General features: G+C 44.8%; 25 protein-coding genes and 1 tRNA gene. 15 read left to right on the forward strand and 11 right to left on the reverse strand.

What is annotated here, in order from left to right; all coding sequences use genetic code 11:
- Positions 1–3: 3 nt before the first annotated feature.
- The 9 genes from spoVG (at position 4) to H8705_RS00825 (ending at position 11,039) form a co-directional block, all read left to right on the forward strand.
- A complete protein-coding gene (spoVG, locus tag H8705_RS00785) occupies positions 4–303 on the forward strand; it encodes a septation regulator SpoVG (protein WP_262393973.1) in 300 nt (99 codons plus the stop codon).
- Between the two features lie 154 nt (positions 304–457).
- On the forward strand, positions 458–1,894 hold the full coding sequence (locus tag H8705_RS00790) for a D-alanyl-D-alanine carboxypeptidase family protein (RefSeq protein ID WP_262393974.1): 1,437 nt from the start codon (positions 458–460) through the stop codon (positions 1,892–1,894).
- 64 nt (positions 1,895–1,958) lie between these two features.
- On the forward strand, positions 1,959–2,840 hold the full coding sequence (gene dpsA / locus H8705_RS00795; RefSeq protein ID WP_262393975.1) for a dipicolinate synthase subunit DpsA: 882 nt from the start codon (positions 1,959–1,961) through the stop codon (positions 2,838–2,840).
- Positions 2,840–3,409 (forward strand): dipicolinate synthase subunit B, encoded by a 570-nt coding sequence (locus tag H8705_RS00800; RefSeq protein ID WP_262393976.1) that lies wholly within the window; start codon positions 2,840–2,842, stop codon positions 3,407–3,409. Before dpsA ends, H8705_RS00800 begins: the two co-directional genes overlap by 1 nt.
- Positions 3,410–3,725: 316 nt before the next feature.
- The gene (locus H8705_RS00805; RefSeq protein ID WP_262393977.1) at positions 3,726–4,721 is read left to right on the forward strand and encodes a LacI family DNA-binding transcriptional regulator; all 996 of its coding nucleotides are present in this window, start codon (positions 3,726–3,728) and stop codon (positions 4,719–4,721) included.
- Between the two features lie 18 nt (positions 4,722–4,739).
- Positions 4,740–5,609: a DMT family transporter gene (locus H8705_RS00810; protein ID WP_262393978.1), complete on the forward strand. Its 870-nt coding sequence runs from the start codon at positions 4,740–4,742 to the stop codon at positions 5,607–5,609.
- 185 nt (positions 5,610–5,794) lie between these two features.
- Positions 5,795–7,123, forward strand: a complete 1,329-nt coding sequence (locus H8705_RS00815) for an MATE family efflux transporter (RefSeq protein WP_262393979.1) — start codon at positions 5,795–5,797, stop codon at positions 7,121–7,123.
- 272 nt (positions 7,124–7,395) lie between these two features.
- Positions 7,396–8,931, forward strand: coding sequence for a Na+/H+ antiporter NhaC family protein (locus H8705_RS00820; protein ID WP_262393980.1), 1,536 nt, complete (start codon positions 7,396–7,398; stop codon positions 8,929–8,931).
- 149 nt (positions 8,932–9,080) lie between these two features.
- Entirely contained in the window at positions 9,081–11,039 is a 1,959-nt protein-coding gene (locus H8705_RS00825; RefSeq protein ID WP_262393981.1) for a GTP-binding protein, read from the forward strand.
- Positions 11,040–11,059: 20 nt separating this feature from the next.
- Here H8705_RS00825 and H8705_RS00830 read toward each other — a convergent pair whose 3' ends face one another.
- The 3 genes from H8705_RS00830 to H8705_RS00840 all read right to left on the reverse strand — a co-directional run bounded on the left by H8705_RS00830 (position 11,060) and on the right by H8705_RS00840 (position 13,972).
- A complete protein-coding gene (locus tag H8705_RS00830) occupies positions 11,060–11,878 on the reverse strand; it encodes a TIGR03915 family putative DNA repair protein (RefSeq protein ID WP_262393982.1) in 819 nt (272 codons plus the stop codon).
- Positions 11,857–13,158, reverse strand: a complete 1,302-nt coding sequence (locus H8705_RS00835) for a putative DNA modification/repair radical SAM protein (protein WP_262393983.1) — start codon at positions 13,156–13,158, stop codon at positions 11,857–11,859. Before H8705_RS00835 ends, H8705_RS00830 begins: the two co-directional genes overlap by 22 nt.
- Positions 13,159–13,258: 100 nt before the next feature.
- Positions 13,259–13,972, reverse strand: coding sequence for a TVP38/TMEM64 family protein (locus H8705_RS00840; RefSeq protein ID WP_262393984.1), 714 nt, complete (start codon positions 13,970–13,972; stop codon positions 13,259–13,261).
- Between the two features lie 138 nt (positions 13,973–14,110).
- Here H8705_RS00840 and H8705_RS00845 point away from each other — a divergent pair, with 138 nt between their 5' ends.
- Together H8705_RS00845 and H8705_RS00850 are read left to right on the forward strand one after the other, a co-directional pair.
- Positions 14,111–14,728, forward strand: coding sequence for a DUF4364 family protein (locus tag H8705_RS00845; protein ID WP_262393985.1), 618 nt, complete (start codon positions 14,111–14,113; stop codon positions 14,726–14,728).
- Positions 14,729–14,820: 92 nt separating this feature from the next.
- Positions 14,821–15,210, forward strand: a complete 390-nt coding sequence (locus H8705_RS00850) for a hypothetical protein (protein ID WP_262393986.1) — start codon at positions 14,821–14,823, stop codon at positions 15,208–15,210.
- Positions 15,211–15,253: 43 nt separating this feature from the next.
- Here H8705_RS00850 and H8705_RS00855 read toward each other — a convergent pair whose 3' ends face one another.
- Positions 15,254–15,433 carry a hypothetical protein gene (locus H8705_RS00855; RefSeq protein ID WP_262393987.1) on the reverse strand — a complete coding sequence of 60 codons (180 nt, stop codon included), beginning with the start codon at positions 15,431–15,433 and terminating at the stop codon, positions 15,254–15,256.
- Between the two features lie 79 nt (positions 15,434–15,512).
- Here H8705_RS00855 and H8705_RS00860 point away from each other — a divergent pair, with 79 nt between their 5' ends.
- Together H8705_RS00860 and H8705_RS00865 are read left to right on the forward strand one after the other, a co-directional pair.
- Entirely contained in the window at positions 15,513–16,844 is a 1,332-nt protein-coding gene (locus H8705_RS00860) for a CCA tRNA nucleotidyltransferase (protein ID WP_262393988.1), read from the forward strand.
- A 168-nt stretch (positions 16,845–17,012) separates the two neighbouring features.
- Positions 17,013–18,107 (forward strand): DUF4432 family protein, encoded by a 1,095-nt coding sequence (locus H8705_RS00865; RefSeq protein WP_262393989.1) that lies wholly within the window; start codon positions 17,013–17,015, stop codon positions 18,105–18,107.
- Positions 18,108–18,150: 43 nt separating this feature from the next.
- Here the strand turns inward: H8705_RS00865 and H8705_RS00870 are convergent, their stop codons facing one another.
- The 6 genes from H8705_RS00870 to H8705_RS00895 all read right to left on the reverse strand — a co-directional run bounded on the left by H8705_RS00870 (position 18,151) and on the right by H8705_RS00895 (position 22,654).
- A complete protein-coding gene (locus H8705_RS00870; RefSeq protein ID WP_262393990.1) occupies positions 18,151–19,506 on the reverse strand; it encodes an aldehyde dehydrogenase in 1,356 nt (451 codons plus the stop codon).
- Positions 19,507–19,582: 76 nt separating this feature from the next.
- Positions 19,583–20,185, reverse strand: a complete 603-nt coding sequence (locus tag H8705_RS00875; RefSeq protein ID WP_262393991.1) for a TIGR04100 family radical SAM protein — start codon at positions 20,183–20,185, stop codon at positions 19,583–19,585.
- A 6-nt stretch (positions 20,186–20,191) separates the two neighbouring features.
- On the reverse strand, positions 20,192–20,731 hold the full coding sequence (locus tag H8705_RS00880) for a TIGR04002 family protein (protein ID WP_262393992.1): 540 nt from the start codon (positions 20,729–20,731) through the stop codon (positions 20,192–20,194).
- On the reverse strand, positions 20,728–21,576 hold the full coding sequence (locus H8705_RS00885) for a pyridoxamine kinase (protein WP_262393993.1): 849 nt from the start codon (positions 21,574–21,576) through the stop codon (positions 20,728–20,730). Before H8705_RS00885 ends, H8705_RS00880 begins: the two co-directional genes overlap by 4 nt.
- A 268-nt stretch (positions 21,577–21,844) precedes the next feature.
- Positions 21,845–22,078: a hypothetical protein gene (locus H8705_RS00890; protein ID WP_262393994.1), complete on the reverse strand. Its 234-nt coding sequence runs from the start codon at positions 22,076–22,078 to the stop codon at positions 21,845–21,847.
- A gap of 99 nt (positions 22,079–22,177) precedes the next feature.
- Positions 22,178–22,654 (reverse strand): pyridoxamine 5'-phosphate oxidase family protein, encoded by a 477-nt coding sequence (locus H8705_RS00895; RefSeq protein ID WP_262393995.1) that lies wholly within the window; start codon positions 22,652–22,654, stop codon positions 22,178–22,180.
- Between the two features lie 157 nt (positions 22,655–22,811).
- Between H8705_RS00895 and H8705_RS00900 the strand changes: the two genes are divergently transcribed.
- Positions 22,812–22,904 (forward strand) — tRNA-Ser (locus H8705_RS00900).
- A gap of 280 nt (positions 22,905–23,184) precedes the next feature.
- Here the strand turns inward: H8705_RS00900 and H8705_RS00905 are convergent.
- Positions 23,185–23,862 (reverse strand): nitroreductase family protein, encoded by a 678-nt coding sequence (locus H8705_RS00905; protein WP_262393996.1) that lies wholly within the window; start codon positions 23,860–23,862, stop codon positions 23,185–23,187.
- Positions 23,863–23,997: 135 nt separating this feature from the next.
- Here H8705_RS00905 and H8705_RS00910 point away from each other — a divergent pair, with 135 nt between their 5' ends.
- Complete coding sequence (locus H8705_RS00910) at positions 23,998–25,608, forward strand: amidohydrolase (RefSeq protein ID WP_262393997.1); 1,611 nt, start codon at positions 23,998–24,000, stop codon at positions 25,606–25,608.
- Positions 25,609–25,629 lie beyond the last annotated feature (21 nt).

Consider the following 25,629-nt stretch of genomic DNA (forward strand, 5'->3'; position numbering starts at 1 on the left):
ATTTTGATCATCACCGATATAAAAATTAGGCGTACCTACCAGGATACCCGGCTGCGCGCTTTGGTATCCCTTACCATTGACGGGGAGCTGGCGGTACATGATATTAAAGTGATCGAAGGTCCGGAAAGGCTATTTGTGGCGATGCCCAGCCGCCGGGATGATAACGGGGTGTTTCGCGACATCTGTCATCCGATTACTTCCGCCGCCAGAAAGCAAATGGAAGGGGCGATTTTGGACGCCTATCACGAATTTCTTTCCAATATGTCCCAGCCGCATGAATCCCAGCAAGAGGTTGAAAATTAAACCAGAATTTTCTATAATAAGAGAAGGGCAGACATTCGTTCTGTCCTTCTCTTTGATTTTTGGAAGATATTTCACTTTTTCTTCACACGGTAGATTGTGAACTATGATAAAATAATGGATGTTTAAACGCTTATGATAAGGATTGATTTTTTATATGCTCAAAAAATCCCTTTTAGTTTTCACAGCGGCCTGCCTGCTTTTTATAAATACAGTTTCCGTATACGCGCAGGAGACAGCGAATGAATTATCCCCACCTCAGCTTCACTCGGCGGCGGGGATCGTCATGGACGCGGATACAGGGCAGGTGCTCTATGGACAGAATATTCATACCCAGTTATATCCCGCCAGTATTACCAAGATCGTCACCCTGCTTTTGGCTATGGAAAAGGGAGACCCAAACGATATTGTCACCATGACGGACGAAGGGGTGTTTTCTGTTCCTAGAGGAACGACCCATATTGCTTTGACCACTGGAGAAAAGATCCGTTTGGAGCAGTTGGAATACGCTATGATGGTAGAATCCGCCAACGACGCTGCAAATGGGATAGCAATTCACTTGGCTGGTTCTATCGAGAAGTTCGCTCAGATGATGAACGAGAAAGCTCAGGAGATCGGAGCGGTAAATTCTCATTTCACCAACGCCAACGGACTGCCGGACAGCGGCCATTATACTACAGTTTATGATATGGCCCTGTTCACCAAGGAGGCGATGGAATATCCTCAGTTTGCCTCTCTGGCAGGGACTCTCAGTTATGAAATTCCCCCAACAAATAAGCAGCCGGAGACTAGGATCCTGAGCAACCGCCAGTATATGCTCTGGCCTCAGTATATTTACGAGGGGGCTTTCGCAGGAAAAACCGGCTGGACGGAAGAAGCGGCCAAGACCTTGGTTACCTGCGTGGAACGGGACGGAGTAAAATTGATCTGTGTGGTGATGAAATCCAAAGGAATTGTAGACGCGGAATTTGTAGACTCCACCAATCTTTTGGATTACTGTTATGATAACTTTCATCGTGAAACGATCCCCAAAACTGCCGTGCAGCCTAAAACGGTGGAGCTCACCGGGGAAGACGGGGAACCAACTCAACAAATCTTAGGTCTGGAAGAGGATATGCAGGTGATGCTGCCCGCAGGACTGACGGCGCAGCAACTTACCATAGAGGAAGTTTTGCCCCAGACGCTGTCACAGGATACTGTGCAGCAGGCGAAAGTTATATTGAGCGCTCCCAAAGAATATACAGGGAAAATGGATTTAACCGTAGGAGAATTTCCCCTGGTTGTGCAAAAGCAGGAGACTCCTGTAGCGGCGCTTCAGGAAGAAACGGCCCAAAAAGAAGGTAGGCCCCAATGGTTGGCTTTGGGACTTGCTGTATTAAAATGGGGCGCGGCTGCGATTATACTTATTGGGATTCTTTTGTTTGCCGTACGTATATATGTGAAGGCCAGACGCCGTAAAATGCGCAAAGTACGTCTGCAAAAACTGAAGATGCGCACCCGTGCCGCGCCAATCCCCCGGCCGTTAAATCCAGCGGAAACCCTGCCGCAGAAGAAGAAACCCAAAATAGAAATAATCAGTGTAGAAGAAGAATAAAGTTATCACCCAAATAGAAAAACCCTCATAGGATATAAAAGAAAATCCTATGGGGGTTATCTTTATGAACAAACAGAAAACCTTTGCCGTGGTCGGCGGAGATTTACGACAGGTGCATGTGGCCAACCGGTTAAGCGGAGAAGGCTATCAGGTATATGGAATGCTCCTGGAAACAAATATGGCTTTAGATGAAAGTGTGCGCTGTACCAATGATATATCGGGAATTCTTCCAAAATGTGACGTAGTTATTTTACCTATGCCGGTAACTACAGATGATGTGAACATTAACGCCCCATTTACCAGCTATAAGGTTCGGGTGGAAGATTGTATAAAACATTTAAATAAAAAGTCGTCGGTATTCGGAGGAAAGATTAATCAAAGAACGAAAGATTTGGCGGAAAAGACAGGAATTGAATTGGTAGATTATCTGGAAAGGGAAGAACTGGCGGTTCTCAACGGCGTCATTACGGCAGAAGGCGCCTTGGCGATTGCTATGGAAGAGCTTCCAATTTCTATTTTCCAAAGCCGGTGCGTGGTGGTTGGTCACGGACGAATTGCCAAAGTCTTGGCTAGATATTTAAAAGCGATGGGGGCGCAGGTAACAGTAGCGGCAAGGAAATACAGCGATCTTGCCTGGATTTCTGCGGAAAACTGCAAAGCGGTACATATTCGCCAGCTGAGCGCAGTTGTGCGTGAAGCGGATGTGCTGTTTAATACCGTTCCCGCTCACATTTTAAACAGAGAAGTGCTATCCCATCTAAAAACGGACGCCTTGGTAATTGATCTTGCTTCGAAGCCAGGGGGGGTAGATTTAGATGACGCCAGCGAACTTGGCGTCAAAACTATCTGGGCCTTGTCCCTTCCAGGAAAGGTTGCGCCGATTACTGCGGGAGAAATTGTACTATCGACTATATTTAACTGTTTAGATGAAAAGGGGGAACTGTGATGGAAAAAATAAAAGTGGGGTTTGCCATGACAGGCTCCTTTTGTACTTGGGATAAAGTAGTCCCGGTTTTAAAAGAATTAACGAAAACCTATGATATTACGCCGATGATGTCGGCATTTTCTTATTCTGCGGATACCCGTTTCGGAGATTGCGCCTACTGGAATAAACAGGTGGAGGAGATCTGTGGAAAATCGATTATTCATACGATTCAACAAGCGGAGCCGGTAGGTCCAAAAAATTTATTTGATGTGATGGTAATCGCGCCCTGTACCGGTAATACTATCGGAAAACTTGCTAACGCCATTACGGATACGCCGGTCACAATGGCGGCCAAGGCCAACCTGCGCAACGACAATCCTCTCATATTAGCGGTATCCACCAACGACGCTCTTAGCGGTTCCGCCAAAAATATCGGTTTACTGATGAATACTAAGAATATTTATTTTGTTCCCATGCGCCAGGATGATTATAGAAATAAGCCCAACTCTTTGGTAGCGGATTTTTTACAGATTGGTCCTACGATAGAGGAGGCATTGCAGGGAAAACAAATCCAACCGATTTACTGCTGAAATAGTAATGCTGCCAGGCCCCGTACTAAATTTGGTACGGGGCCTGGGCTTTGCCCGCTGATGTCTGTCTATGATTTCGAAATTTGTAAATGGTTACAAATAATTAATTGTAGTCTGGAAATCAAAAAAAATTCCCTCAATCTAGTAATTCTTTTTGTTAATTAAATCTAATGATATTTAGAAAAATAGAAAAAATACAGGTAAACTTTCTGTATTTCCATCGAAAAATAACAATGGTTGACTTTTTTGGTGCTTATTGTTAGAATGGCTCTGTAAGCAGTTACTTTTGATATAAAAGAAATAATTGAGGGAGAATATGAATATTTACGATATTGCTAAAAAAGCAGGTGTTTCTACTGCTACTGTGTCCCGTGTGATCAATGGAAACACCAATGTAAGTGAAAAATCCAGAAAAAAGATTTTGGATGTAATTGAACAGGAAGGCTATATCCCAAATGTGTTTGCCAGAGGGCTGAGTCTGAATACTATTAAGACGGTTGGCATTTTATGCCCGGTCATTTCAGATATCAACCATGCGCTTCCTGTATCTTTTTTAGAAAGACTGCTTCGCCAGAATGGATTTGATACACTGCTTACATGCAGTGGGAGCAATGAAGAGGATAAAACCAAATATCTGGAATTGTTGCTGAATAAACGTGTGGATGCGATTTTTGTTATTGGCTCCACTGAAAAAGAACTGTCAGAAAACGAACATTTTGTGGCGGCGGCAAAGCATATTCCCATTGTAATCGTCAATGGATTTGTTCCAGTGGACAATGTTTATTGCGTATTGTGTGATGAAGAAACCGCCACCTGCGAGATGGTTCAGACGCTGTATCGGCAGGGATATGAGAAAATCTTATATATTTATGATACGGCCACTTACAGCGGATATCAAAAACTGCAGGGGTATTATAAAGGAGTTGGGCTTTGCGGCATCGAAGCGGATCCAGAATTAATCTTAAAAGTGGAAGATTTATACGATAGTATGGATATGGTAAAAGCTTCTGTAAACGACCTGATCTGTTCTAAAGTCAATTTTTCCGCGGTGCTGGCGGCGGATGATCTGTTGGCCATCGGTGCGCTCAAAGCTTTGCGGATCCATAAAATGGAGGCGATGCCTATCATCGGGTTTAATAATTCGATGCATGGCCGCACATCCAATCCAGAGCTTACTACCATTGATAATATGATCGAAGTACAGTGCAACGCGGCAGTGAATCTTTTAATGGATGTATTAAGCGGAAAAAGTGCGACTTCCAAAATGATGATATCAGCAAAAGTCATTCAGAGGGAGACGTTTAAATTCTAATATGCAGGAGGGGCTGTGTTGAAAAAGCGCAATATCAACGGCGTGATGTTCATTTTTTTAGGTTCTATTTTTGGTAGTACGGGAGGCCTTTGTACCAAGTTAATTCCTTGGCATTCGTTGAGCATCGCCTGTGCCCGGGGGGTCATTTGTGCTTTATTTCTGTGTTTAGTAAGAAAACAGTGGAAGATGCGCCCCACAAAACAGACGCTTTTATGCGGTATATGCTATCTGTTGACCGGAGCTCTTTTTATGCTGGCCAATAAAATGACTACCGCCGCCAATGCTATCGTGTTGGAATTTACAGCTCCTATCTATGTAATAGTAATTGTAGCTTTATATTATAAAATGCGTCCAAAGCTGTTGGATTTGATAACAGCGGTGATAGTGCTTTGTGGGATGTCGCTATTCTTTATTGAGCACTTGGGTCATGGCGCTTTGGCGGGAGATATACTGGCGCTTTTAAGCGGCGTTACCTGCGCGGGAATTTATTTCTTTAGCAGTCTGCCGGAAGCGGATCCTTTGGAAGCGATTTATATCGGTTGTTTGGGAAATATTATCTGGCTGCCCATGTTTTTTGTAGATGAAGGTTTCCACGGCAGTATGTTTGATTTAAAAGTATGGGCAGTAGTGCTCTTTTTGGCCATTTTCCAGTATGGCATGTCTGGAATACTATTTTCCAAAGGGATAAGGACAACCTCTCCTATTGTGGCGGTTATTGCCGCTGCCATCGAACCGATTTTAAATCCTTTATGGGTATTTTTTGTGGTCAGGGAAGCGCCTGGGCCGTTGGCTCTATGCGGCGCTGCCGTAGTCATTCTGACTATTGCAGGATATAATATTCTCACCACGCTACAGCAAAAAAAGGTGCGGCAAGAGACTGCAGTATAAAATAAGGATGTCTGAGAAATCGGACATCCTTATCCTGTTTCTATGGGCGATTTGACATAAAATTTCCAAAGGAATAGTTCTAGGATTTGTGTAAATTCGAGAATTGTAAAGATAATATAAAAAAAGCTTGCACTTGCCTGTGGAAAGGTGCAATATGAGGGTAGGAAGATGAGGTTGATGAAAATTTGTTTACAACGGGAGAATTAGTGCGTCTGATTATACCGCTGATCGTTGAACAGGTGCTGAATGCCACTATCGGCATTGCCGATACCCTGATGGTTGCTCAGGTGGGAGAGGTAGCGGTTTCCGGCGTATCGCTGGTGGACAGTATCAATATTTTGTTAATCAATGTATTTGCGGCGCTGGCTACTGGCGGCGCTATTGTTTCTTCCCAATATCTGGGCAGGGAAGAGGACGAAAACGCGAATACCGCAGCAAAACAGCTGCTGCTGGTAACTACAATACTGGCGGGTGTGATCATGGGCGTCTGCCTGATTGGTCGTCCGTGGATTTTGAATGCTTTGTTTGGTTCGGCGGAAAAGGCAGTTATGGAAAACGCGAATACTTACTTTTGGCTTTCCGCCCTTTCTTATCCGTTTATTTCCCTGTATAATGCGGAGGCTGCGCTTTTCCGTGCTATGGGAAATTCCCGGATCTCTATGGCGGCTTCTTTTGTAATGAATGTGACAAATATCTCCTTTAACGCTATTTTTATCTACGGGTTTAAAATGGGAGTTGCAGGCGCCGCGTTGGGTTCGCTTATCGCCAGGGCGGCAGGCGCGGGGATGCTGATGATTATGCTCCGGCGCAGTACGGGCAGAATACGTCTGCATACGCTTCTTCCGCTGAAGCTGCACCCGAAGATGGTAAAAAACATCTTAGGAATAGGGGTTCCTACCGGTATTGAGAATGGAATATTTCATATAGGAAAGATTATGGTGCAGGGGCTGATTACCTCCTTTGGAACGGCGTCTATTGCGGCCAACGCCGTTGCGAACAGTCTAAGCGCCTTTGCCCAGATGCCCGGTTCCGCTATTGGCCTTTCTATGATTACAGTTATTGGCCAGTGTGTAGGAGCAGGGGATTACAAGCAGGCTAGAAAATACATACTCAAACTTACGGGCGCCGCGTATGCGATGATGGCGGCGCTGAATATTCTGTTTATTATTTTCTTACATCCAATTGTCGGATTTTACGGCTTAAGCGCCGAAACCGACCGGCTTGCTTATGAAATCTGTTTTTACTGTTGTGTTTGTATGATCTTTATCTGGCCGTCATCTTTTACCCTTCCCAATGGGCTGCGCGCTGCCAGTGATGTGAAGTTTACCATGGGAATTTCGATTTTTTCCATGTGGGTGTTCCGTATAGGGTTCAGCTATCTGTTGGGAAGTTATTTTCAGATGGGAGTGCTTGGCACTTGGGTGGCAATGACAATCGACTGGGTGTTTCGAATGCTGGCTTTCTGGTGGAGATTTTTCAGCGGAAGATGGATGAACAAACGCTCTATTGAATAAAGAAAAAGGTCGGGAGATCCCGACCTTTTTTATTACAAGAATAGAAAAAGCCGAAATAGCTAAAAATATTCCAAAAGAGGAAAAGCAGGGTTTTGCATGCGTTGAAAGAAAATCCAGATTTTTTTATTCGGCAAGGTTCGACATATTGATTACTGGATAAAAATGTGTTACTATAACGTTAATTGTGAAGAAACTGTTAATTTCTATGTATAAATTTTACATTTATGCATAAAAAAGGAAATGCCGTAGTATGGCAGAATGGAGAGAATGTTATGGATCCAATTTCAGTAGGGTGGCTATCAATTTTGCCGCCGGTAATCGCAATCGGGCTTGCACTCATCACCAAAGAGGTTATTTCCTCCCTGATGATTGGTATTTTGTCAGGTACTTTGATTTATTCGATTGGAGTAGGGGCAAACCCAATTGTTGGCACTGTAGATACTACTTTCAAGCTGATGGCAAGCCGGATGGATATTAATATCCTCCTATTCTTAGCTTTGTTGGGAGCCCTGGTGGTAGTAGTTACTATGGCCGGAGGTTCCAGGGCGTATGGAAGATGGGCCAGTTCCAAGCTAAAGTCCAAGCGCAGCGCTCAGTTAGCTACAAGTGCTTTGGGCGCGCTGATTTTCATTGACGACTATTTTAACTGTTTGACCGTTGGTACGGTGATGAAGCCGGTTACGGATAAATATGGAGTTTCCCGCGCGAAGCTGGCATATATTATCGATGCTACTGCGGCCCCGGTATGTATCATTGCCCCGATCTCCAGCTGGGCTGCGGCCGTCGGCTCCAGCCTGCAGGCTACGGGAGCTTTTGAAAGCGATCTGTCTGCTTTTGTAGCGACTATTCCGTACAACCTTTATGCGATTCTTTCGATTGTTATGGTAATTACCTTGAGTGTTACTAACCTGGATTTTGGACCTATGGTAAAGGCTGAAATCGCTGCCTCCAAAGGGGACTTAGGCGCGATCGATACTAAGATTGAGGAAACCACCAAGGTTTCCGATAAAGGCCGGGTATTTGATATGCTCATTCCCATTGGGGCGCTGATCCTATTTTCTATTCTTGCGATGCTTTATAACGGTGGATACTGGGGAGACGACCCCGCTTACCACACGATTGGCGCCGCTTTTGGTAACTGTGTTGCCGCGGAAGCGCTGGTGCTGGGGGGCTTTGCCGCTCTTGTGGTAGCGTTTTTGTTATTTGTTCCCAGAGGTGTTATTGGATTTAAGGATTTTATGGGAGGAATCGGCGAAGGCGTAAAATCTATGGTTCCTGCGGATATTATCCTGATTTTGGCCTGGACTATCAGCGGCGTATGCCGTGATCTTTTGATGACCGGAGAATTTGTAAGGGATGTTGTGGAGCATAGTAATATACCGGCGGCACTCATTCCAGCGATTATCTTTGCTATCGCCGCGTTTTTATCCTTTGCGATGGGGACTGCTTGGGGAACATTTGGAATTTTAATTCCCATTGTTGTTCCGGTGTGTGCGGCAGTAGCGCCTCAGCTGCTGGTCGTATCCTTGTCGGCGACGTTGGCTGGTTCCGTGTTCGGTGACCATTGCTCGCCTATCTCTGATACTACCATCCTCTCCTCGACTGGCGCCGGATGCAATCATATCCAGCATGTTTCCACTCAGATGATATACGCCATTGTAACCGCAGGGTGTTGCTTTGTGGGATATCTTGTGGCGGGTCTTTCCAATGCCAATGTTTGGCTGACCCTAGGAACCGCTTTGGTAGCCATGTATGTGGTGATGGTAGTTCTTCACAAAGTATACATGCCAAAAGCGGACAGCGAATAATAAATTGACTGACTTCTGCTAACTCAGCAAGAGGGGAATTTGTATTTTATTTTAAATACAAATTCCCCTCTTCTTTATAGGAAACACTAGGATTTTTAGGCTCCAGGTGTTAAAATGAATACCGAAAACCAAACAGGGGGAAAAGCTCGGTGAAAAAAACGATTGGAATATTAGCGCACGTGGATGCAGGAAAAACTACCTTATCAGAACAACTGCTCTATCATACCAAGCGAATCCGTACCCGGGGACGAGTGGATCATAAAGATACGTTTTTGGACAACCATCCGTTAGAGAAACAGAGGGGAATAACGATCTTTTCTGATCAAGCGTCTTTTGAATACCAAGGAGATGAATATTATCTGGTGGATACCCCGGGTCATGTGGATTTCTCCGCAGAAATGGAGCGGGTTATTCAAATCATGGATTATGCCATTGTAGTGGTAAGCTGTGTGGAAGGGGTACAGGGACACACTCTCACTGTATGGAATCTTTTGAAAAAATATAAAGTTCCGCTAGTTTTCTTTTTAAACAAAACCGATCGGGAAGGGGCGGCCCCCCTTCAGATACTCGCACAGATGAAAAAACAGTTTTCAAAGGATATCTATCCGGCGGGGGAAGGTTTCTTTAAGGGAGAACTGCCGGAAGAGCTGATAGAAGGGATAGCGGAGCAGGATAGTTCCCTGCTGCAATATTACTTAGAAACAGGATATGACTTCACTCGGTGGCTGCCTGTCTTGCGAAATCAGATAACAGAGCGAAAATTATTTCTTAGTTTTCAAGGCTCCGCGCTTTTGGACCAGGGAATACAGGAATTTTTAGACGGGCTTTCGCTGCTGACGCAAACAAGCTATGAAGAAAAGCAGCCGCAAGACCTTTGCGCCCGGGTATATAAAGTGCGCTATGATGAACAGGGGAAACGGTTAACCTTTTTAAAAATTCTTTCTGGAGTACTTCGGGTAAAGGATATAGTAAGCTATCTTGTAAAAGAAGAAAATGTGATGGAAAAGGTTAACGAAATCCGCTTTTATAATGGAAAGAAATATCAGGCCGCAGAAGAAGCGCGGGCTGGGGATTTGTGTGCAGTAGCGGGAATTAGCGGCTTAAGAGCTGGGGACGGGATTAATTTAGAGGGGCAGCCGGACGGGTTTCAAATAGCGCCGCTGCTTATGGCGAAGGTGATCTATCCCTCGTCTCTCCCTGCAAAAACCGTATGGGGATATTTTAAACAGCTGGAAGATGAGGACCCTATGCTGGAAGTAGTTTGGAATGAAGCGCTACAGGAGATGCAAGTGCATATTATGGGGGCCATACAGCTGGAAGTGCTGAAAGAATTGGTAAAGGAACGTTTTAATCTTCCGGTAGAGTTTGGCGAATGTCAGATTATGTATAAAGAGACGATCGCCTCCACCGTAATCGGATACGGCCACTTTGAACCTTTGCGCCATTATGCTGAGGTACATCTCAAACTTTCTCCGGGAGAAAGAGGAAGCGGAGTTGTGTTTTTTGATGAATGTTCCGGGGATATCCTGGATAGCAATTATCGGCATCTGGTGCGTACTCATGTGCTGGAAAAACAGCACAAAGGAGTTTTAACCGGTTCTCCTTTGACAGATGTTGCAATTACTTTGATTAATGGCCGGGCCCATGAGAAACATACGGAAGGCGGCGATTTCCGGGAAGCTGTTTACCGGGCGGTACGACAGGGACTGGAACAGGCGGAAAATGTCTTGTTGGAGCCTATGTACGCCTTTCGTATTAAGGTGAGTTCTCAATATATGGGCCGGGTGATTTCTGATATTCAGCAAAGACACGGAAGTTTCCAGCCTCCACAGATAGAAGGGCAGCAAGTGACCATTGTAGGCAGGGCTCCTGCCCAGACGATGATGAATTACCATCAGGAGCTGGTTTCCTTCACCCAGGGAAAGGGGATATTAAGCCTTTCATTTGACGGATATGAACCCTGTCATAATTCACAGCAGGTAATAGAGCAATCAGGCTATGAAAAGGATCATGACCCGGAAGCTACTTCAGATTCCGTATTCTGTGCCAAGGGGGCGGGATACAATGTAAAATGGTATGAGGTGCACAATTATATTCATTGTAAATAAAAACACCGGCCGCCCAGGAGCTATTCCTGGGGCGGCCGGTGTTTTAATAGAACATGAGGAGGTTCTGCCGGCAGGAGCGTTTCCGGTTCGTAAAATTCAGTTAGCCGCGGCCGGAAACGCTTGGGCAAATGATTTCTCTGGCAGCAGGGATTAAGGCGCTCTTGAATACCGATAGCTTGAAAAAATCCCCGCCATAATCGGCGGTATTCCAGCTCCTGATCCTCTGGAGAGGGCAGAACGATATCATCCATAGATAAAAATTCTCCTTGTTTTTGGCCTGGATGGTAAAAAAATCCAAGTTTGTGGGGTTTATCGAAAATAAGGAAAGTTTCCTCTGGCAGGCGGGAAACAAAGTGATCGCAAATCAAGGGAAGGACACAGTTTTTTGGCTCAATGACGGAAACCATCTTTCCGTCGTAGACAGAAAATCGGATAAATCCCATCAAATGGCGGCTTTCCTGAATAAGCCTGCGGATGGCGTCATAAAGCTGGCTTACCGTATCGTGAGTAAGCATATGAACTGCTCGGGAGCCTTCTTGGATACCCAGTCGGATAAAATCCAATAACAGCAGTTCCTTCTGGGGATGGCAGGTAAGAAAACCGCGGAATATAATCTCCGGCGCGCCGGCGGAGATATTTTTAGGCAGAGAGATATATACCCGCCGGGCTTTGGCAAGATCGGTTTCGATAAGCTTTACCGGATAGAGAGTGGGCGCAAACTGCTCCCCACAGTAAATCTGTATGGGAAGCTCTTTGGCGGCATAGCTTTCAAACACACAGCAAAGCAGCCCCTCGAAGGTGCCGTCGTATAAATATACTACATTTGACCGGTCAGGCATTTTCGTACATCCTCCTGGGTAACCTGCGCTGGTGAGAAGAGGGACAGCTGCTCGTAATTTTCCTGTGAGTGTTCAAAACCGCCGCTCAGCAGACAGCGCAGCATACCGTCTTGTGTTATTTTCAGCCCTTGGGCCAACTTTCCGTTGCAGGTGATAAAGTATTGAGCCCGCTTAAGCACAGCGCCGATTTTTCGCAGACCTTCAAAGGTAATCGTTCCTGTGCGCCGGGCCGTTAAAATTTTTTTTACTGATGCAACTCCAATCCCTGGTATACGCAAAAGCATCTCCCTGGGAGCGGTATTTATTTCCACCGGAAATAACTCCAGATGATTAAGCGCCCAATTACACTTTGGATCCACCAGAGGATTGAAATTTGGATTTTTTTCATCCAGCAGTTCTTTGGCTTCAAACCCGTAAAACCGCAAAAGCCAATCCGCTTGATACAGCCGATGTTCCCGTAAAAGAGGAGGTTTTGTATCCACCGAAGGCAAAAGAGGGTTATCGGCTACCGGAACATAGGCGGAAAAAAACACCCGTTTCAAGCGATAATTTTTGTACAGCCCTTCGGTGAGATGAAGAATTTGATAGTCTGTATCCGGCGTAGCGCCCACAATCATCTGGGTACTTTGCCCAGCGGGGGCAAAACGGGGGGCATATCGATATTTTACTATCTCTGTAGAATTTTCATAGATGCGGTTACGGATTTGTTTCATAGGGGTAAGGATAGATTCTTTGGATTTATCCGGCGCCAGGGTACGCAGGCTCTGCTGGGAAGGAAGCTCAATATTGACACTCATACGGTCTGCCAGAATCCCCAGCTGTTCGATTAAAGCGCTGTCCGCGCCGGGAATCGCCTTCACGTGGATATAGCCGTTGAATTGATACTCCCTGCGCAGAATTTGCAGAACCTTAATCATCTTTTCACAGGTATAATCAGGATTTTTTATAATTCCGGAACTTAAAAACAGCCCCTCAATATAATTGCGTTTATAAAAATTGATGGTCAGATCAGCTAATTCCCGGGGAGAAAACGCGGTCCGGGGAACGTCGTTAGTCCGGCGGTTGACACAATATTGGCAGTTATAAATGCAATAGTTGGTCATTAACACTTTTAACAGGGAAACGCACCGGCCGTCGGAGGAAAAGGTGTGGCAGATGCCGCAGGAAATGGTATTTCCCAGTTTACCGGATACCCCGCCCCGGTCCACGCCGCTGGAAGTACAGGCCACGTCATATTTTGCAGAATCAGCTAATATCTGTAATTTCTCCAGTAAATCCATCAAGATACCCTCCCTTATGAGATACTTTTATTATAATATAGAACATATGTTCTTGTAAAGAGGGAAAATATTCCCGACGATTTTCACCGCCGGGACACATTTATGATTTATTCTTTTTAAGTCGTCCGATGATTTTACTCTTATATAAAATACCCACCAAACCGATTGCGGCAGTAATCAAAAAGATCACAATCGTTAAAGCCCAGTTGCCTCGGCTAAGGGTATCGCCCATCAAAGTAGAGGTAATCACAGAAGGAATACGGGCAAAAGTAGAGATCAGAAGAAACTGTGAAGGTTTGATTTTGGTGATCCCGGCAATATAGGTGAGCATATCCTTAGGGGTACCAGGAATTAAAAAAAGGACAAAGGTGGTGATTTCTACCTTTTCTGTGTTATTGATGAAGGAAAACTCTTCCAGCTTGTCCCGGCCAAAAATTTTACTGACAAGGGAGTGACCAAATTTGCGCGCGGTAAAAAATACAAGGGAAGAGGAAAGGACAATCCCTAAAAGACAGGTGAGCAGGCCGCCGAAGGAACCATACAATACTCCGGCGAGAATTTCTACCGGCTCGCCGGGAACAAAGGCGATGATGATTTGAAGCATTTGCACTCCCAGCACGGCCAGCCAACCTGCGAATCCCAATTTATTTATCCAAGCCCGCAATGGTTCCTGATAGACGGGATCGGATAATTTGCTGAAATAAGGCCATAACGCCAGGCTGAGAGCTCCGATCAGCAGGACAAAAAACAAGCCCACAATCGCCAGTTTACGATATTGCTTTTTTTCTTGAGCGGAGAGTTTATGATTTTTCATGACAGCATCACTTTCTAACTAATATTGCAATTATATAGTATAACACAAAGGACAATTTTCTGTGTACGGATTATGAATTTATGTAAATTTTGATTTTTTTACAAAAATGTAGTAAACTGGGACAGGAGAAGATATAGGATGGTTAGGTTCGTAAGGAAAGCGGGTGAACAGATGAACGACGTATTTCGTGCTGGGGTAGCGCCCGGCGGCCTTACCATGGATTACGAGATCAAGGTTTTGATCTGTTATATTTTGGATCAGGTAGAGGAGCCTATCCCTATTTCCGCACTTATAGAAGTATTCGTCGGTCAGGGAATCGGAAATTATTTCGAGGTTACCTCGGCTGCCAGCCAGCTGGTGAAAAATAATCATCTTTGCATTGATACCGATGAAAACGGATGTAAGCGATACGAAATTACGAAACTGGGGAAAAATGCCGCTAAGACATTTGAAAAAAATATCCCTCTTTCCGTACGGGAAAGAGCGGTGGCAGCGGCAAAACGATATCTTACAGTTGAGCATAATAAAAAGTACAGCAAGACGAATATTCAAAAGGTTCCGGATGGTTACGAGATGACTCTTACAATCACCGATGTAGGAAGCGATCTTTTAACGGTAAAACTGCTGCTTCCCACCATGGAAGTTTGCAGGCAGGTGCAGGAGCGTTTTCTGGAAGACCCTTTGGTCATTTACAAAGGAGTAGTCGCTCTTGTAACGGGTAGTTTCGACAATATAGGGCCCCTAGTGGAAGGGTAAATTTTGCGCGACTTGACAAGGTATGCTATAATTATAAAATAAAGTTTGTATTTTTCTACAAATAAAATTTTTTTCATAGGAGGCGAAGCCCTTTGCTGAGAAAGCTAATGATATATCTGATGATGTTAGCAACAGCGCTTAGATTTTTTAGTTTGTCCTTTTCTTTAATTTTAGACGTAGAACGGTTGCCGATTCCTGTTGTCGTCTCGGTTGCCGCCATGATTATTATAGGTGCTATGCTTATCTTACGGAACGTAAGAACCCCATTAGGGAAAAAAGAACTTACGACCTATTATCCTCTTGCCTCGGTTTCGGTGTTGTTTAACCTGCTGTTTATAAAATTTTTCAGCCCCATCGAGGTAAGCGCCCTTGATTTGTGTGTGATCGGCACAATGCTGGATGTAGTAGTGAATACTGCGTTAACGCTTATGCTGCTCAAGGAAAGCAGATACGTGATGGTGGAAGTTTCTGCTGATAACTAATTATAGTACGATAAAAGGCCGCTTGAGACTTCAAGCGGCCTTTTTATTTTTTCTCCATAAGCCGGTTAACATAGTCGTACACCTCCTGCTCGGAGTGCAGATTGGCGGAAAGAACTTTTTTTTGGATCTCTTCCGGAAGAGAATAAAAATAGTCCCGGCTATTGTCGTTATCCCCTAGTAAAGCGGACATGGCCAGGGGATAAGAGTTTCCAAATTCGAACATAATATCACCTCAACCATAGTATCTGCAAAATATGATATAATATAAATAGTAAAAACAGCGAAAAAAGGAAAGAAATGCAATGAAAATTACGCTTACTCCAACCATTGAACAGGTGATAAATAAGCTGGAATCCGCTGGATTTGAAGCCTTTGTGGTAGGCGGTTGTGTGCGGGACAGCTTGTTGGGGAAAAGACCCCATGACTGGGATGTATGCACGGATGCCCTGCCCGCGCAGGTGATTTCCTGTTTTAATGGTTGGCCGGTGATTGAAACTGGACTTAAGCACGGGACCGTTACAGTTATCATCCAGGGATTTCCTGTGGAGATTACCACCTACCGCACAGAAAGCGGCTACTCAGACGCCAGGCGTCCGGACCAGGTAACGTTTGTTCGGAAGCTGGAGGAAGATCTGGGGCGGCGTGATTTTACCATCAACGCAATGGCCTATCACCCAAGAAAGGGGCTTAAGGATCTTTTCGGCGGGCAAGAGGATCTGCATCGTGGGATTATTCGCTGTGTAGGGAGCGCTCGGCGCCGTTTTGAGGAGGACGCCTTGCGAATATTGCGCGCCCTTCGATTTGCTTCTGTATTTGGCTTTTCCCTGGAGAAAGAAACCGCTCAGGCAGTAAACCTGTGCAAAGAGCGGCTGGCGATGATTGCCCCGGAACGTATTCGGACAGAGCTGGATCAGATGCTCTGCGGGCAGGGCGTGCTGGATATTTTGCTGGCTTATTCTCCCGTGTTGCAGGTAATCCTGCCGGAGATAGGGGAAATGCGAGGATTTGAGCAGAGAAGTCCTTACCATGTTTACGATATCTGGGAACATACCGCCCGCAGTACGGCGTCGGTACAGGCGCAGCGGATACTGCGGCTGACGATGCTGCTGCACGATATAGGAAAGCCATCGTGTTTCACCGAAGAAGGAGGGGAAGGGCATTTTTATGGGCATGATCGCAAAAGTGCGCAAATGGCAGGAGAGATTTTACGCCGCCTAAAGTATGATAACGAAACGCTGGAAAAGGTCGTCCAGCTAGTTGGGCGTCACGGTGATTGTTTCCCGGCGCAGCCAGTACCCATAAAACGCCGCCTCAACCGAATGGGAGAGGAACAGTTTTGGCGGCTGCTGGAAGTAAAAAGAGCGGATATCCTAGCTCAGGCCCCGGACAAACAGCCCTTGCGGCTGGCCCAGCTGGAAGAAATACGCTTTGTGCTGCAAAAGCTCCTTGCGGAAAAAGAGTGTTTTTCCCGCAAGGAGCTTAGAGTGAGCGGAACAGATCTGATTGATATAGGAATACCACAGGGGCCTAAGATAGGGGAGCTATTATCTGATTTACTGGAAAAGGTGATAGAAGAGGAACTGCCTAACGAAAAACAGGCGCTTTTAAATTATGTCAGAGAGTTGTCTAAATAAGGATACAAAGATATTTTCAAGTATTTGTGGCTTTTATGGAAAATTATTAGAAAACGAAAGTTTCCGATCAGTTTATATTGCGTATTGCTGAAATGTATGCAATAATTATAACAATAGCATAGTATCTATGCTGAAAACAAAAGAGCTGAAAGGAGTAATCTAAGTATCATGTCATTCACAAGGATTAATTTAAAACCCAGTTTTTTCTCTGAACGTCCCCACACGCTTCTTTCTCACGGCCCTTTCACCGCTACTGCGTTCCTGTACACCACAGGGATTTGCGGCCTGAAAATTACCAATGAAAAGGGTTCTATGACCCTGCTTCCTTATCAGGGGCAGCAGGTATGGCGTGCGGATTTCTGCGGTCAGGAAATGACGATGAAATCTATTTTTGACGAACCCCAGGACACTCCGGATTACGAGCATACTTATGGCGGCCTGCTTCTTCACTGCGGACTGACCGCGATGGGAAATCCGGCGGAAGAGGACGACCATCCGCCTCATGGCGAACTGCCTGTCATTCCGTATGAAAAGGCGTATGTAGGCGTAGGCTGCGACGAAAACGGTGAATATATCGCTGTGGGCGGTGAATATCGTTACCGCAACGGTTTGGAGCGTCATTACGCGTACGAACCGGAAGTAAGGCTGTACAGCAACTCTACAGTAGCGGATGTAACTGCCAAAATTTCCAACCTGCGCAGTGAAGAGATGGATTACATGTATATGTGCCATATCAACTGGCTGCCGGTGGAAGGCGCCCGTTTGGTTTACAGCGCGCCCAAAGATGACGAGCATTTCGTTGTATTCAAAGAGGATGAGTTTGATATTTCTCCGGAACGTAAAAAGGCCATTGACGACTTTTCAGACAAATTGGCCGCGGACCGCAGTGTGGGTGATGTTTTGGATCGCAAGGCCCAGTGTTACGACCCGGAACTGTGCTGCAGCTTAAAGTATCTGGCGGATGAAAACGGATATGCTCATTCTATGATGATCGCACCTGACGGTTCTGCGCGTTACGTCAGCTTCCGTGTAAACGAACTGCCTTATGGTCACCGCTGGATTGCCCGGACAGGGGATGAGGACGCCTGCGGCTTCTGCCTGCCGTGTACTGGCAATCATTTAGGGTATACCTATGCGAAAAATCATGGGATGCTTCGTTATGTAGCTCCTTATAGCAGCATAACCATGAAAATGAAATTCGGTTATCTCCCGAAAGAGGATGCAGAAAAAGTAGAAACAAAGATCAACCAACTTTTAAAATAATCATAAACGAAAACAGCCCCGCTGAACTCAGCGGGGCTGTTTGTTATTTTAAGATCCACTTTAGCGGAAGAAGCTTATATTTATAAGGGGGATAACGAAGATGGTTATCATAAAATAGCCCCTTCTCTAAAACGCTTTTGTAATGGGTGAACTGGTCAAACCCACACTTCCCATGATACGCTCCCATTCCGCTGGCGCCCACTCCTCCAAAGGGAAGATTTTCATTTGCCAGGTGCATAATGGTATCGTTGATACATCCGCCGCCAAAGGAAATTTCTTTTAAAATTCGAAGCTTTACCTCTTTGCTTTGGGTGAAGAGGTAAAGAGCTAACGGGCTTTCAAAGCGGCGGATAATTTCAATCGCTTCCTCCAGGCGAGAAAAGGTCAGTACCGGAAGAAGAGGACCAAAAATTTCTTCTTTCATTGAAGGATCGTCCAGGGTGATATGATCTAGCAGGGTAGGAGCAATTTTTAAATTTTTCTGGTCAATCTGCCCCCCGCAGAGAATGGTACCGGTAATTAGGCGGCACAGTCGGTGAAAATGACGTTCATTGATAATTTTAGGGTAGTCAGGATGTTCCGCAGGGTTGTTTCCGTACATGGCAAAAAGAACCTTTTTCATCTCTGTAAGAAGCTTGTCCTTTACTGTGTCCTGCACCAACAAATAATCGGGAGCTACACAAGTCTGACCAGCGTTTACTATTTTTCCCCAGAGGATTCGTTTGGCGGACAAAGAAAGATCGGCAGTTTCCTCTACAATACAGGGGCTTTTTCCCCCCAGTTCCAGAGTGACGGGGGTCAAAGTTTTTGCCGCCGCCTCCATGACGATTTTTCCGACCCGGGGGCTGCCAGTAAAGAAGATATGATCAAATGGCAATGTTAATAGGCGGGCGCTTACCCTTTCATCCCCCTGGCATACAGAAATATATTTCGGAGAAAAGAAGCTGCGTATCATCTCCCCGAGAACAGCCGAAGTATGAGGAGCCAGTTCCGAGGGTTTTAAACATGCGCAATTTCCCGCGGCGATTGCTGCGATTAAAGGAGAAAGAAGCAGCAGCACAGGATAATTCCAAGGGGAGATGATTAACACCACTCCTTTGGGTTGAGGATAAATGGTACTTTTCCCAGGAAAATTAACAATGGAAGTAGGGACTGACTTTGGTTGTGCCCAGCGCTTTAGATGATGTAAAGTATAACGAATTTCACTTAAAATCAAGCCAATTTCAGTTTCATAGCTTTCAAAAGCGGACTTTCCAAGATCCTGATATAATGCGTCGCTCAATCGGTCCTCATAGAGGCTTACCGCCTTATAAAGACGTGTGAGCGCCGCTTTGCGCAAAGAAAGGGAATGCGTTTTTCCGCTTAGGAAAAATTCCTTTTGCTTTTCAAATAAGGTCATAGGATATCCCTCCTCACTTCCTAGTATACCACAGCAAACAAGCGGAAAATACTTTTTTGTATTTTCCGCTTGTTGTTCAGCTGTTAAAATGGCGTACACGCAAAGGGATATCCATCCGATCCGCAAGATTTTGACAGGCCAGAATATCTTCTTTTGAGATGACATCCACCACCGAAAATTTGACCTCAGGAATATATTGTTTACATTCCTGAGCAAATTTGAGCATACTTTCAAAGGCACCGGCGCCAAAAGAGGGGCGGGTGACCTGAAGATATTTTGCGGCGTCAGGGGCGTTTAGGCTGATGGATACGGCGTCCACCACCCCTTTGAGCAGAGGCGCCGTTGGTTTACAGTTGATCAGGTCGCCTAGCCCATTGGTATTGAGACGAATTTTGATATCGCTGATACTGCGGATATAATTACATACGCTGATCAGCTCATCCAAGGCGCACAGAGGCTCCCCATAACCGCAGAAAATAACCTGTTCAAAATCGGAAAGGGAGTATTTCTTAAATGCTGCAATAACCTCATGAGCCGTAGGAGTATGCTCCAGCCAAAGATTATCCGAGGACCCCAGGCCGTTTTTTTGAGATCGGATGCAGAATGTACACCGGCAGGGGCATTGGTTTGTCAGGTTAACATAAAGATTGTTATCGTAGATATACAGAATATTTGTCATAAATAGTCACCTGCCGATAAATTTAAACTGGTCTTTAAAGTTCAGTTTATCAAGTGCGGCGGCAAGAATTACAAATACAATAGCGCTTCCGCCGGATTGCAGCAGTCCTCCCCATTGAGCGGCAAGGGGACCGATCCAGTTGCCGGTAAAAAAAACCTCTGCGAGATAATATCCTGTATTGGAGACAATGCCGGCTAGGAACAATGCGGCTACATTTTGTCTGCATAGCAGACGAGCTTTCTTATTGGTAAACCATACAGCGGTCAAAGGCTTAATAATCACCGTGGGAATGATCCAGATAGGTACTCCAGATACGAAATCGGCAAGCCCGCCGCCGATCGCCGCCGCCGCACAGGCATAAGGCGTGGGCAGAATACTCGCAGCCAGATAGATAAATGCATCTCCGAAGTGCATATATCCACCGTTGGAGCCAATGGGGATATGGAAAAGATAGGCGGTGGTTAAGGTGATCATTGCGGCAAACAGGGCGCTTAATGTAACCAATCTGCTGTTGTGACGGATTGCCGCTGAAGTTTGTGTATTCATATGGACAGCTCCTTTCCCATTAAGAGGTAAAGATAATTTTCAAAAGCGATCCCTTCATTGGGATCGGTTTGTTCTGTACAAGTTTCGTCCACCGCTTTTTCTAAAAGCAAGGCAGCCTTTTCCAAGATCGTTTTTAAAGGCTGCTTGCGGACCAGACCACCGCAAAGAATAGCGGCCAGGATATCTCCGGTGCCGGAAAAGTTTGCGCCAATACGGCGGTTTTTTACAATGAAACGGGAGTTATCCCGGGCATCATAAGCCAAATTACAGATATTCGCCCCCTGATGAATCCCGGAGATGACTACGATTTTTGGCCCGATCTCCGCAAGCTGTTGGGCTAGGTGCCAAAAAGGGGAGATATCGGTAAAAGAGGAGTAAATTTTGTAATCGCTGTCCGTAAGCAGGCATGCTTCGGTGAGGTTGGGGGTAATAATATCCCCATATCGGATAAGCTGTTTTATCCGTTGGCTCATAGCCTGGTCAAACACAGGATAGAGATGTCCATTATCTCCCAATACAGGATCAATGAGCACCAACGTATGAGGGGTGCGAAAATCCTTGATAAAATCTTCTGTAATCTTTACTTGCCGCAGATCATTAAGGAACCCAGTATAAATCCCGTCAAACTGTACTCCCTGCTTTTTCCATTCATGCGCGAAAGGGGACATATAGTCGGTGAGATCAACGCAGGAAAAACTTTGAAAACCGGTCTGATTGCTAAGCGCCGCTGTCGGCAGGGGGCAGGCCTGAACTCCCATTGCCGCAAGGATGGGGATAGCGCTGGTCAGAGAGCATTTTCCCAGACCGGAAAGGTCATGAATCGCCGCTACTTTTGGAATTGCCATAGGAAAGCCTCCTCCTGATTTACTAAGCTTATTGTATCTCTTTTTATCACAAAGAAAAAATAATGAGAAGAGGATTTCAGTTGACAGTGATATGTTTCTTTTAACTAATTTTTAGGGATTGTTTTTTCTGATTTTTTGTCACTTAATACAACTGAAAAAGCCACAAAAAATTTTACTTTTTATACGTTAGTAATTATATATAGAAAGCAAAAACTTAGTCGGCTACTGATTTGTAAAAAAGGTAGAAATAAAAAAAGAAACGGGGAGATTAATCTCCCCGTTTCTTTTTATCATTTGCATCCTGAAAATGATGAACGGCGCTGGAAGCGTTGCCTGCTAGGGGAACGTCGTAAATTTCGCTGTAGGAATCCACGGCGTCCTCGTTGATGGGTGCGGCGGGAATGAGCCCGGTGCATTCTGTTGCGGAAGCCACCGTATATATATCGTCAAATAATTCCCGGTCATCCTGCTCATCATAAGGAGCGGGCCTTTTTTTATCCATAATAAAAACTCCTTTCCAAGGTTTCGGTATTAGTTTTCCTCGGAAGGGGAAGAATTATTATAAGAGAAGGCGATATGATTTTTAGCTGCAAGACCTGGTTTAAACCAATTCAATAGCTTCTTTGCCGGAGATATGGTCAATTTGAATTTCCACAAGACATACGGCAGGAAGCCCTTTGTCAATTTCTTTTTGCCGGCCTTGCAGATCGTCAGGAGAATATTTTTTTGCTAAAATTTCTATAGCTTCTCGTTTTTCCATTTTATCTTCTAGAATACGCGCTTTTCCAAACAGGATAACGCTTCTGAAATAAGTAGTATATTTTTCGGGGACGACTTGGTCCTGATCAATAACACAAAAAGACACTTTATTATTTCGCTTTATGCCATCCAGCTTATGGCCGGTTTTAGCGCAATGAAAGTAGATTTTTGAGTCATGGTATACATAACTGAGAGGAACGGCATAAGGATAACCATCATCTCCAAATACAGCCAGCACACCGGATGTCCCGCGATGGAGGATATCCGTTATCTTGTCATTGGATAGGTTTTGTTTTTTGCGCCGCATTTCTCTAAACATGGGAATCCTTCTTTCTTTTAAATTTTGTCTTTATCTTCTAGTATACAATAAAATATATTTTCTGTAAAAACATCTTGCATTTTATAAAAAGATATTATATAATAACATGGTGTTATCTGGTATATACTTATGAATTTTGGGAATTTAATAGTTATATGGAGATGTCGCCTAGTTTGGTCGAGGGCGCACGACTGGAAATCGTGTAGGGGTCAAAAGCTCCTCGAGAGTTCGAATCTCTCCATCTCCGCCAGTAAAAGCCTCCGCAAACAATATGTTTGCGGGGGCTTTATTTTGTTGAAGATAAAATAGATCCGAAACGATCAATATGGAAAGATCAGCCGGTCATAAATTGGAGGATCCTATATACTTTACGTCCGGCGCCTTAAAAAGCGCTGGACACTTTTTTGTCGAAGGCGGGTCCCTCAGAAGGGTGCTGCCGAGCGCCGATATAGAAAATAGAGACCAAAACCCCAGAACCTTTTTACAAACATTACGGTTTTGATCCCTAGTCGCTTTTATGAAATTTGCAATTAATCCGTTTGTCTTGCCCATGTCCAGCCTTCGCTGCCCGCGCCAATCTCAAAATGATATTTTACAATCCCCAGATCCAGCTTGGTATAAAATCCGTTAAGCGCTTTTGCGGATACCGTGTCGCCTTTTAAGATGAATAGAAATTTTTGCTGGTTTACTGCGGTCGGCGCCAGCTGCGCCGCGGCCACACCGTTTTTAAACCATTCAGGGACGGGTTCCTGCCCTTGGTAAAGCTCATTTATCGGTTTTGTTTTATGGGACATCCCTTGGGTTTCCCCATACCCGATAGCGATAACACAGCACAGTTTTTCGTCTTTTTCAATGATACAGGCAGTTTTCCCTTTACTGTAAGTTAACGCTACCCAGCAGGTATTCAGTCCCAGCTGCTGGGCTTTTAAAACAATTTTTTCACCATAATAGCCGCATTTCTCTTGCAGATCCTGTGTTTTTTTGCCTATGAGGGCAATATAGTTTCTCACATTTCGAAAGGAGCCATAATGAGCCATTCTTCCGGAGAAAGCCGTCGGCTCATTGAGACAAAGCTGTATATGCAGCCCGCTTTCTTCATTACATTGGCGGATGATATCGGACAGACTATCTTTTACATAACCGGAGATCGGCTGGCTGATATAGCTGCGGACGGAATGACGGCATTTTATCGCTTCTAATAAATCCATATGTAACTCCTCCTTGTTTTATATTATACCATATTTCCTCTATATTTAACCAGTCATTCACAAGAAAATGATATTTTCTTCCCAATTATGAGTTATACTATAATCATCATTCAATGTAGGAAAAGGAGAACGGCCATGAAATCTACAATTTATTATGGCGGGGATATTTTAACCTTGGAAGAAGGAAATTATGCCCAAGCCATATTGGTGGAGGATGGAATCATAAAACAGGTAGGCGATGCCTCCACTGTGTTTATTTCAAAAACCCCTCAGACAGAGATGGTGGATTTAAAGGGAAAAACCTTGATGCCAGCGTTTATCGATTCTCACAGCCATATTACGGCTTTGGGAAATACGTTTGGTATGGTGGACTTAAGCGGGGCTTCCTGTTTTGATGAGATAACTGATCGGATTGGGGAGTATAAAAAACAAAATCATACGTCCCCCAAAGAATGGATTTGCGGATTTGGATACGATAACAATTTTTTAAAAGAAAAGCGCCATCCAGACAAGGAGATGTTAGATAAGGTTTGTAAAGACAACCCTATAATTATTTCCCATGTTTCCGGACATATGGGGGTTGCAAATAGTTCGGCATTGGAAAAATTCGATATTACAAAACAAACGAAAGATCCCAAAGGCGGGGTCATCGGACGGGATGACGGGGGGATCCCCAATGGATATTTAGAAGAGACCGCGTTTACTTCAATGACACCTTTTATTCCTCAGAGGACATTAAAACAACTAACCAACCAAATGAAAACGGCGCAGAAAGTATATTTTCAAAATGGAATTACCACGGTTCAGGACGGCTTTACAAAAAAAGCCGAGTGGGAACTGATGATGACCATGGCCAAAGACCAGCAGTTAAAGGCGGACGTGATCTCCTATATTCAGCTGGATGGGAACCATGATTTAATAGAACAGTATCGCCAATATCAAGATGTTTATAATAATCATCTGAAAATTGGCGGATATAAAATTTTTTTAGACGGCTCTCCTCAGGGAAGAACCGCCTATCTTTCCGAACCTTATGAAAATACACAGGACAACTACTGCGGCTATCCTGTTTATTCTGATGAGCAGGTAGAAGATTTTATGAGGATCGCACTAAAAGAAGGCAGGCAAATCCTTGTGCATTGCAATGGGGATGCGGCGGCGCAACAGATGATCGATGCCTATCAAAACGCGCTGAAACATTGCCCACAGCACAAAAGCATCCGTCCGGTGATGATTCACGCCCAGCTGGTTCGCCCCGATCAGCTGTCTGTGATGAAGCGGCTGGGAATGATTGCTTCTTTTTTCGTGGATCATACCTATTATTGGGGAGATATTCATATAAAAAATTTGGGAAGGGGCAGAGCGTTTCAAATCAGCCCGGTGGCCTCAGCGTTAAAGGCGGGAACCAAGTATACCTTCCATCAAGATACTCCAGTGATCCAGCCCAACATGCTGCAAACTATCTGGTGTGCGGTGAACCGTGTCACAAAAGAAGGGATAGTTATCGGCGAGCAGGAAAAAATCTCTCCTTTAGATGCGATCAAAGGGGTAACAATCAACGCAGCGTATCAATATTTTGAAGAGGATAAGAAGGGCTCCGTACGTGCAGGAAAACAGGCGGATCTTATCATTCTTAGCGAGAACCCATTAAAAGTGGATCCATGGAAAATCAAGGACATCCAAGTGTTGGCCACCATAAAAGATGGTGAAACGGTGTATTGCGCAGAAGATAATGGAAATATTTGACTTAATATTATTTAAAATACG

This window comes from Youxingia wuxianensis, from assembly GCF_014385085.1.
Classification (GTDB): domain Bacteria; phylum Bacillota; class Clostridia; order Oscillospirales; family Ruminococcaceae; genus Youxingia; species Youxingia wuxianensis.

Bases quoted from the DNA above. Each gene is read 5' to 3' on its own strand.
- dpsA (WP_262393975.1), top strand. From the start codon at position 1,959: ATGAACAAACAGAAAACCTTTGCCGTGGTCGGCGGAGATTTACGACAG.
- H8705_RS00860 (WP_262393988.1), top strand. From the start codon at position 15,513: ATGAAAATTACGCTTACTCCAACCATTGAACAGGTGATAAATAAGCTG.
- H8705_RS00805 (WP_262393977.1), top strand. From the start codon at position 3,726: ATGAATATTTACGATATTGCTAAAAAAGCAGGTGTTTCTACTGCTACT.
- H8705_RS00865 (WP_262393989.1), top strand. From the start codon at position 17,013: ATGTCATTCACAAGGATTAATTTAAAACCCAGTTTTTTCTCTGAACGT.
- H8705_RS00895 (WP_262393995.1), bottom strand. From the start codon at position 22,654: ATGTTTAGAGAAATGCGGCGCAAAAAACAAAACCTATCCAATGACAAG.
- H8705_RS00820 (WP_262393980.1), top strand. From the start codon at position 7,396: ATGGATCCAATTTCAGTAGGGTGGCTATCAATTTTGCCGCCGGTAATC.
- H8705_RS00840 (WP_262393984.1), bottom strand. From the start codon at position 13,972: ATGAAAAATCATAAACTCTCCGCTCAAGAAAAAAAGCAATATCGTAAA.
- H8705_RS00835 (WP_262393983.1), bottom strand. From the start codon at position 13,158: ATGGATTTACTGGAGAAATTACAGATATTAGCTGATTCTGCAAAATAT.
- H8705_RS00880 (WP_262393992.1), bottom strand. From the start codon at position 20,731: ATGAATACACAAACTTCAGCGGCAATCCGTCACAACAGCAGATTGGTT.
- H8705_RS00830 (WP_262393982.1), bottom strand. From the start codon at position 11,878: ATGCCTGACCGGTCAAATGTAGTATATTTATACGACGGCACCTTCGAG.
- H8705_RS00790 (WP_262393974.1), top strand. From the start codon at position 458: ATGCTCAAAAAATCCCTTTTAGTTTTCACAGCGGCCTGCCTGCTTTTT.
- H8705_RS00800 (WP_262393976.1), top strand. From the start codon at position 2,840: ATGGAAAAAATAAAAGTGGGGTTTGCCATGACAGGCTCCTTTTGTACT.
- H8705_RS00910 (WP_262393997.1), top strand. From the start codon at position 23,998: ATGAAATCTACAATTTATTATGGCGGGGATATTTTAACCTTGGAAGAA.
- H8705_RS00890 (WP_262393994.1), bottom strand. From the start codon at position 22,078: ATGGATAAAAAAAGGCCCGCTCCTTATGATGAGCAGGATGACCGGGAA.
- H8705_RS00875 (WP_262393991.1), bottom strand. From the start codon at position 20,185: ATGACAAATATTCTGTATATCTACGATAACAATCTTTATGTTAACCTG.
- H8705_RS00885 (WP_262393993.1), bottom strand. From the start codon at position 21,576: ATGGCAATTCCAAAAGTAGCGGCGATTCATGACCTTTCCGGTCTGGGA.
- H8705_RS00905 (WP_262393996.1), bottom strand. From the start codon at position 23,862: ATGGATTTATTAGAAGCGATAAAATGCCGTCATTCCGTCCGCAGCTAT.
- H8705_RS00870 (WP_262393990.1), bottom strand. From the start codon at position 19,506: ATGACCTTATTTGAAAAGCAAAAGGAATTTTTCCTAAGCGGAAAAACG.
- H8705_RS00855 (WP_262393987.1), bottom strand. From the start codon at position 15,433: ATGTTCGAATTTGGAAACTCTTATCCCCTGGCCATGTCCGCTTTACTA.
- H8705_RS00845 (WP_262393985.1), top strand. From the start codon at position 14,111: ATGGTTAGGTTCGTAAGGAAAGCGGGTGAACAGATGAACGACGTATTT.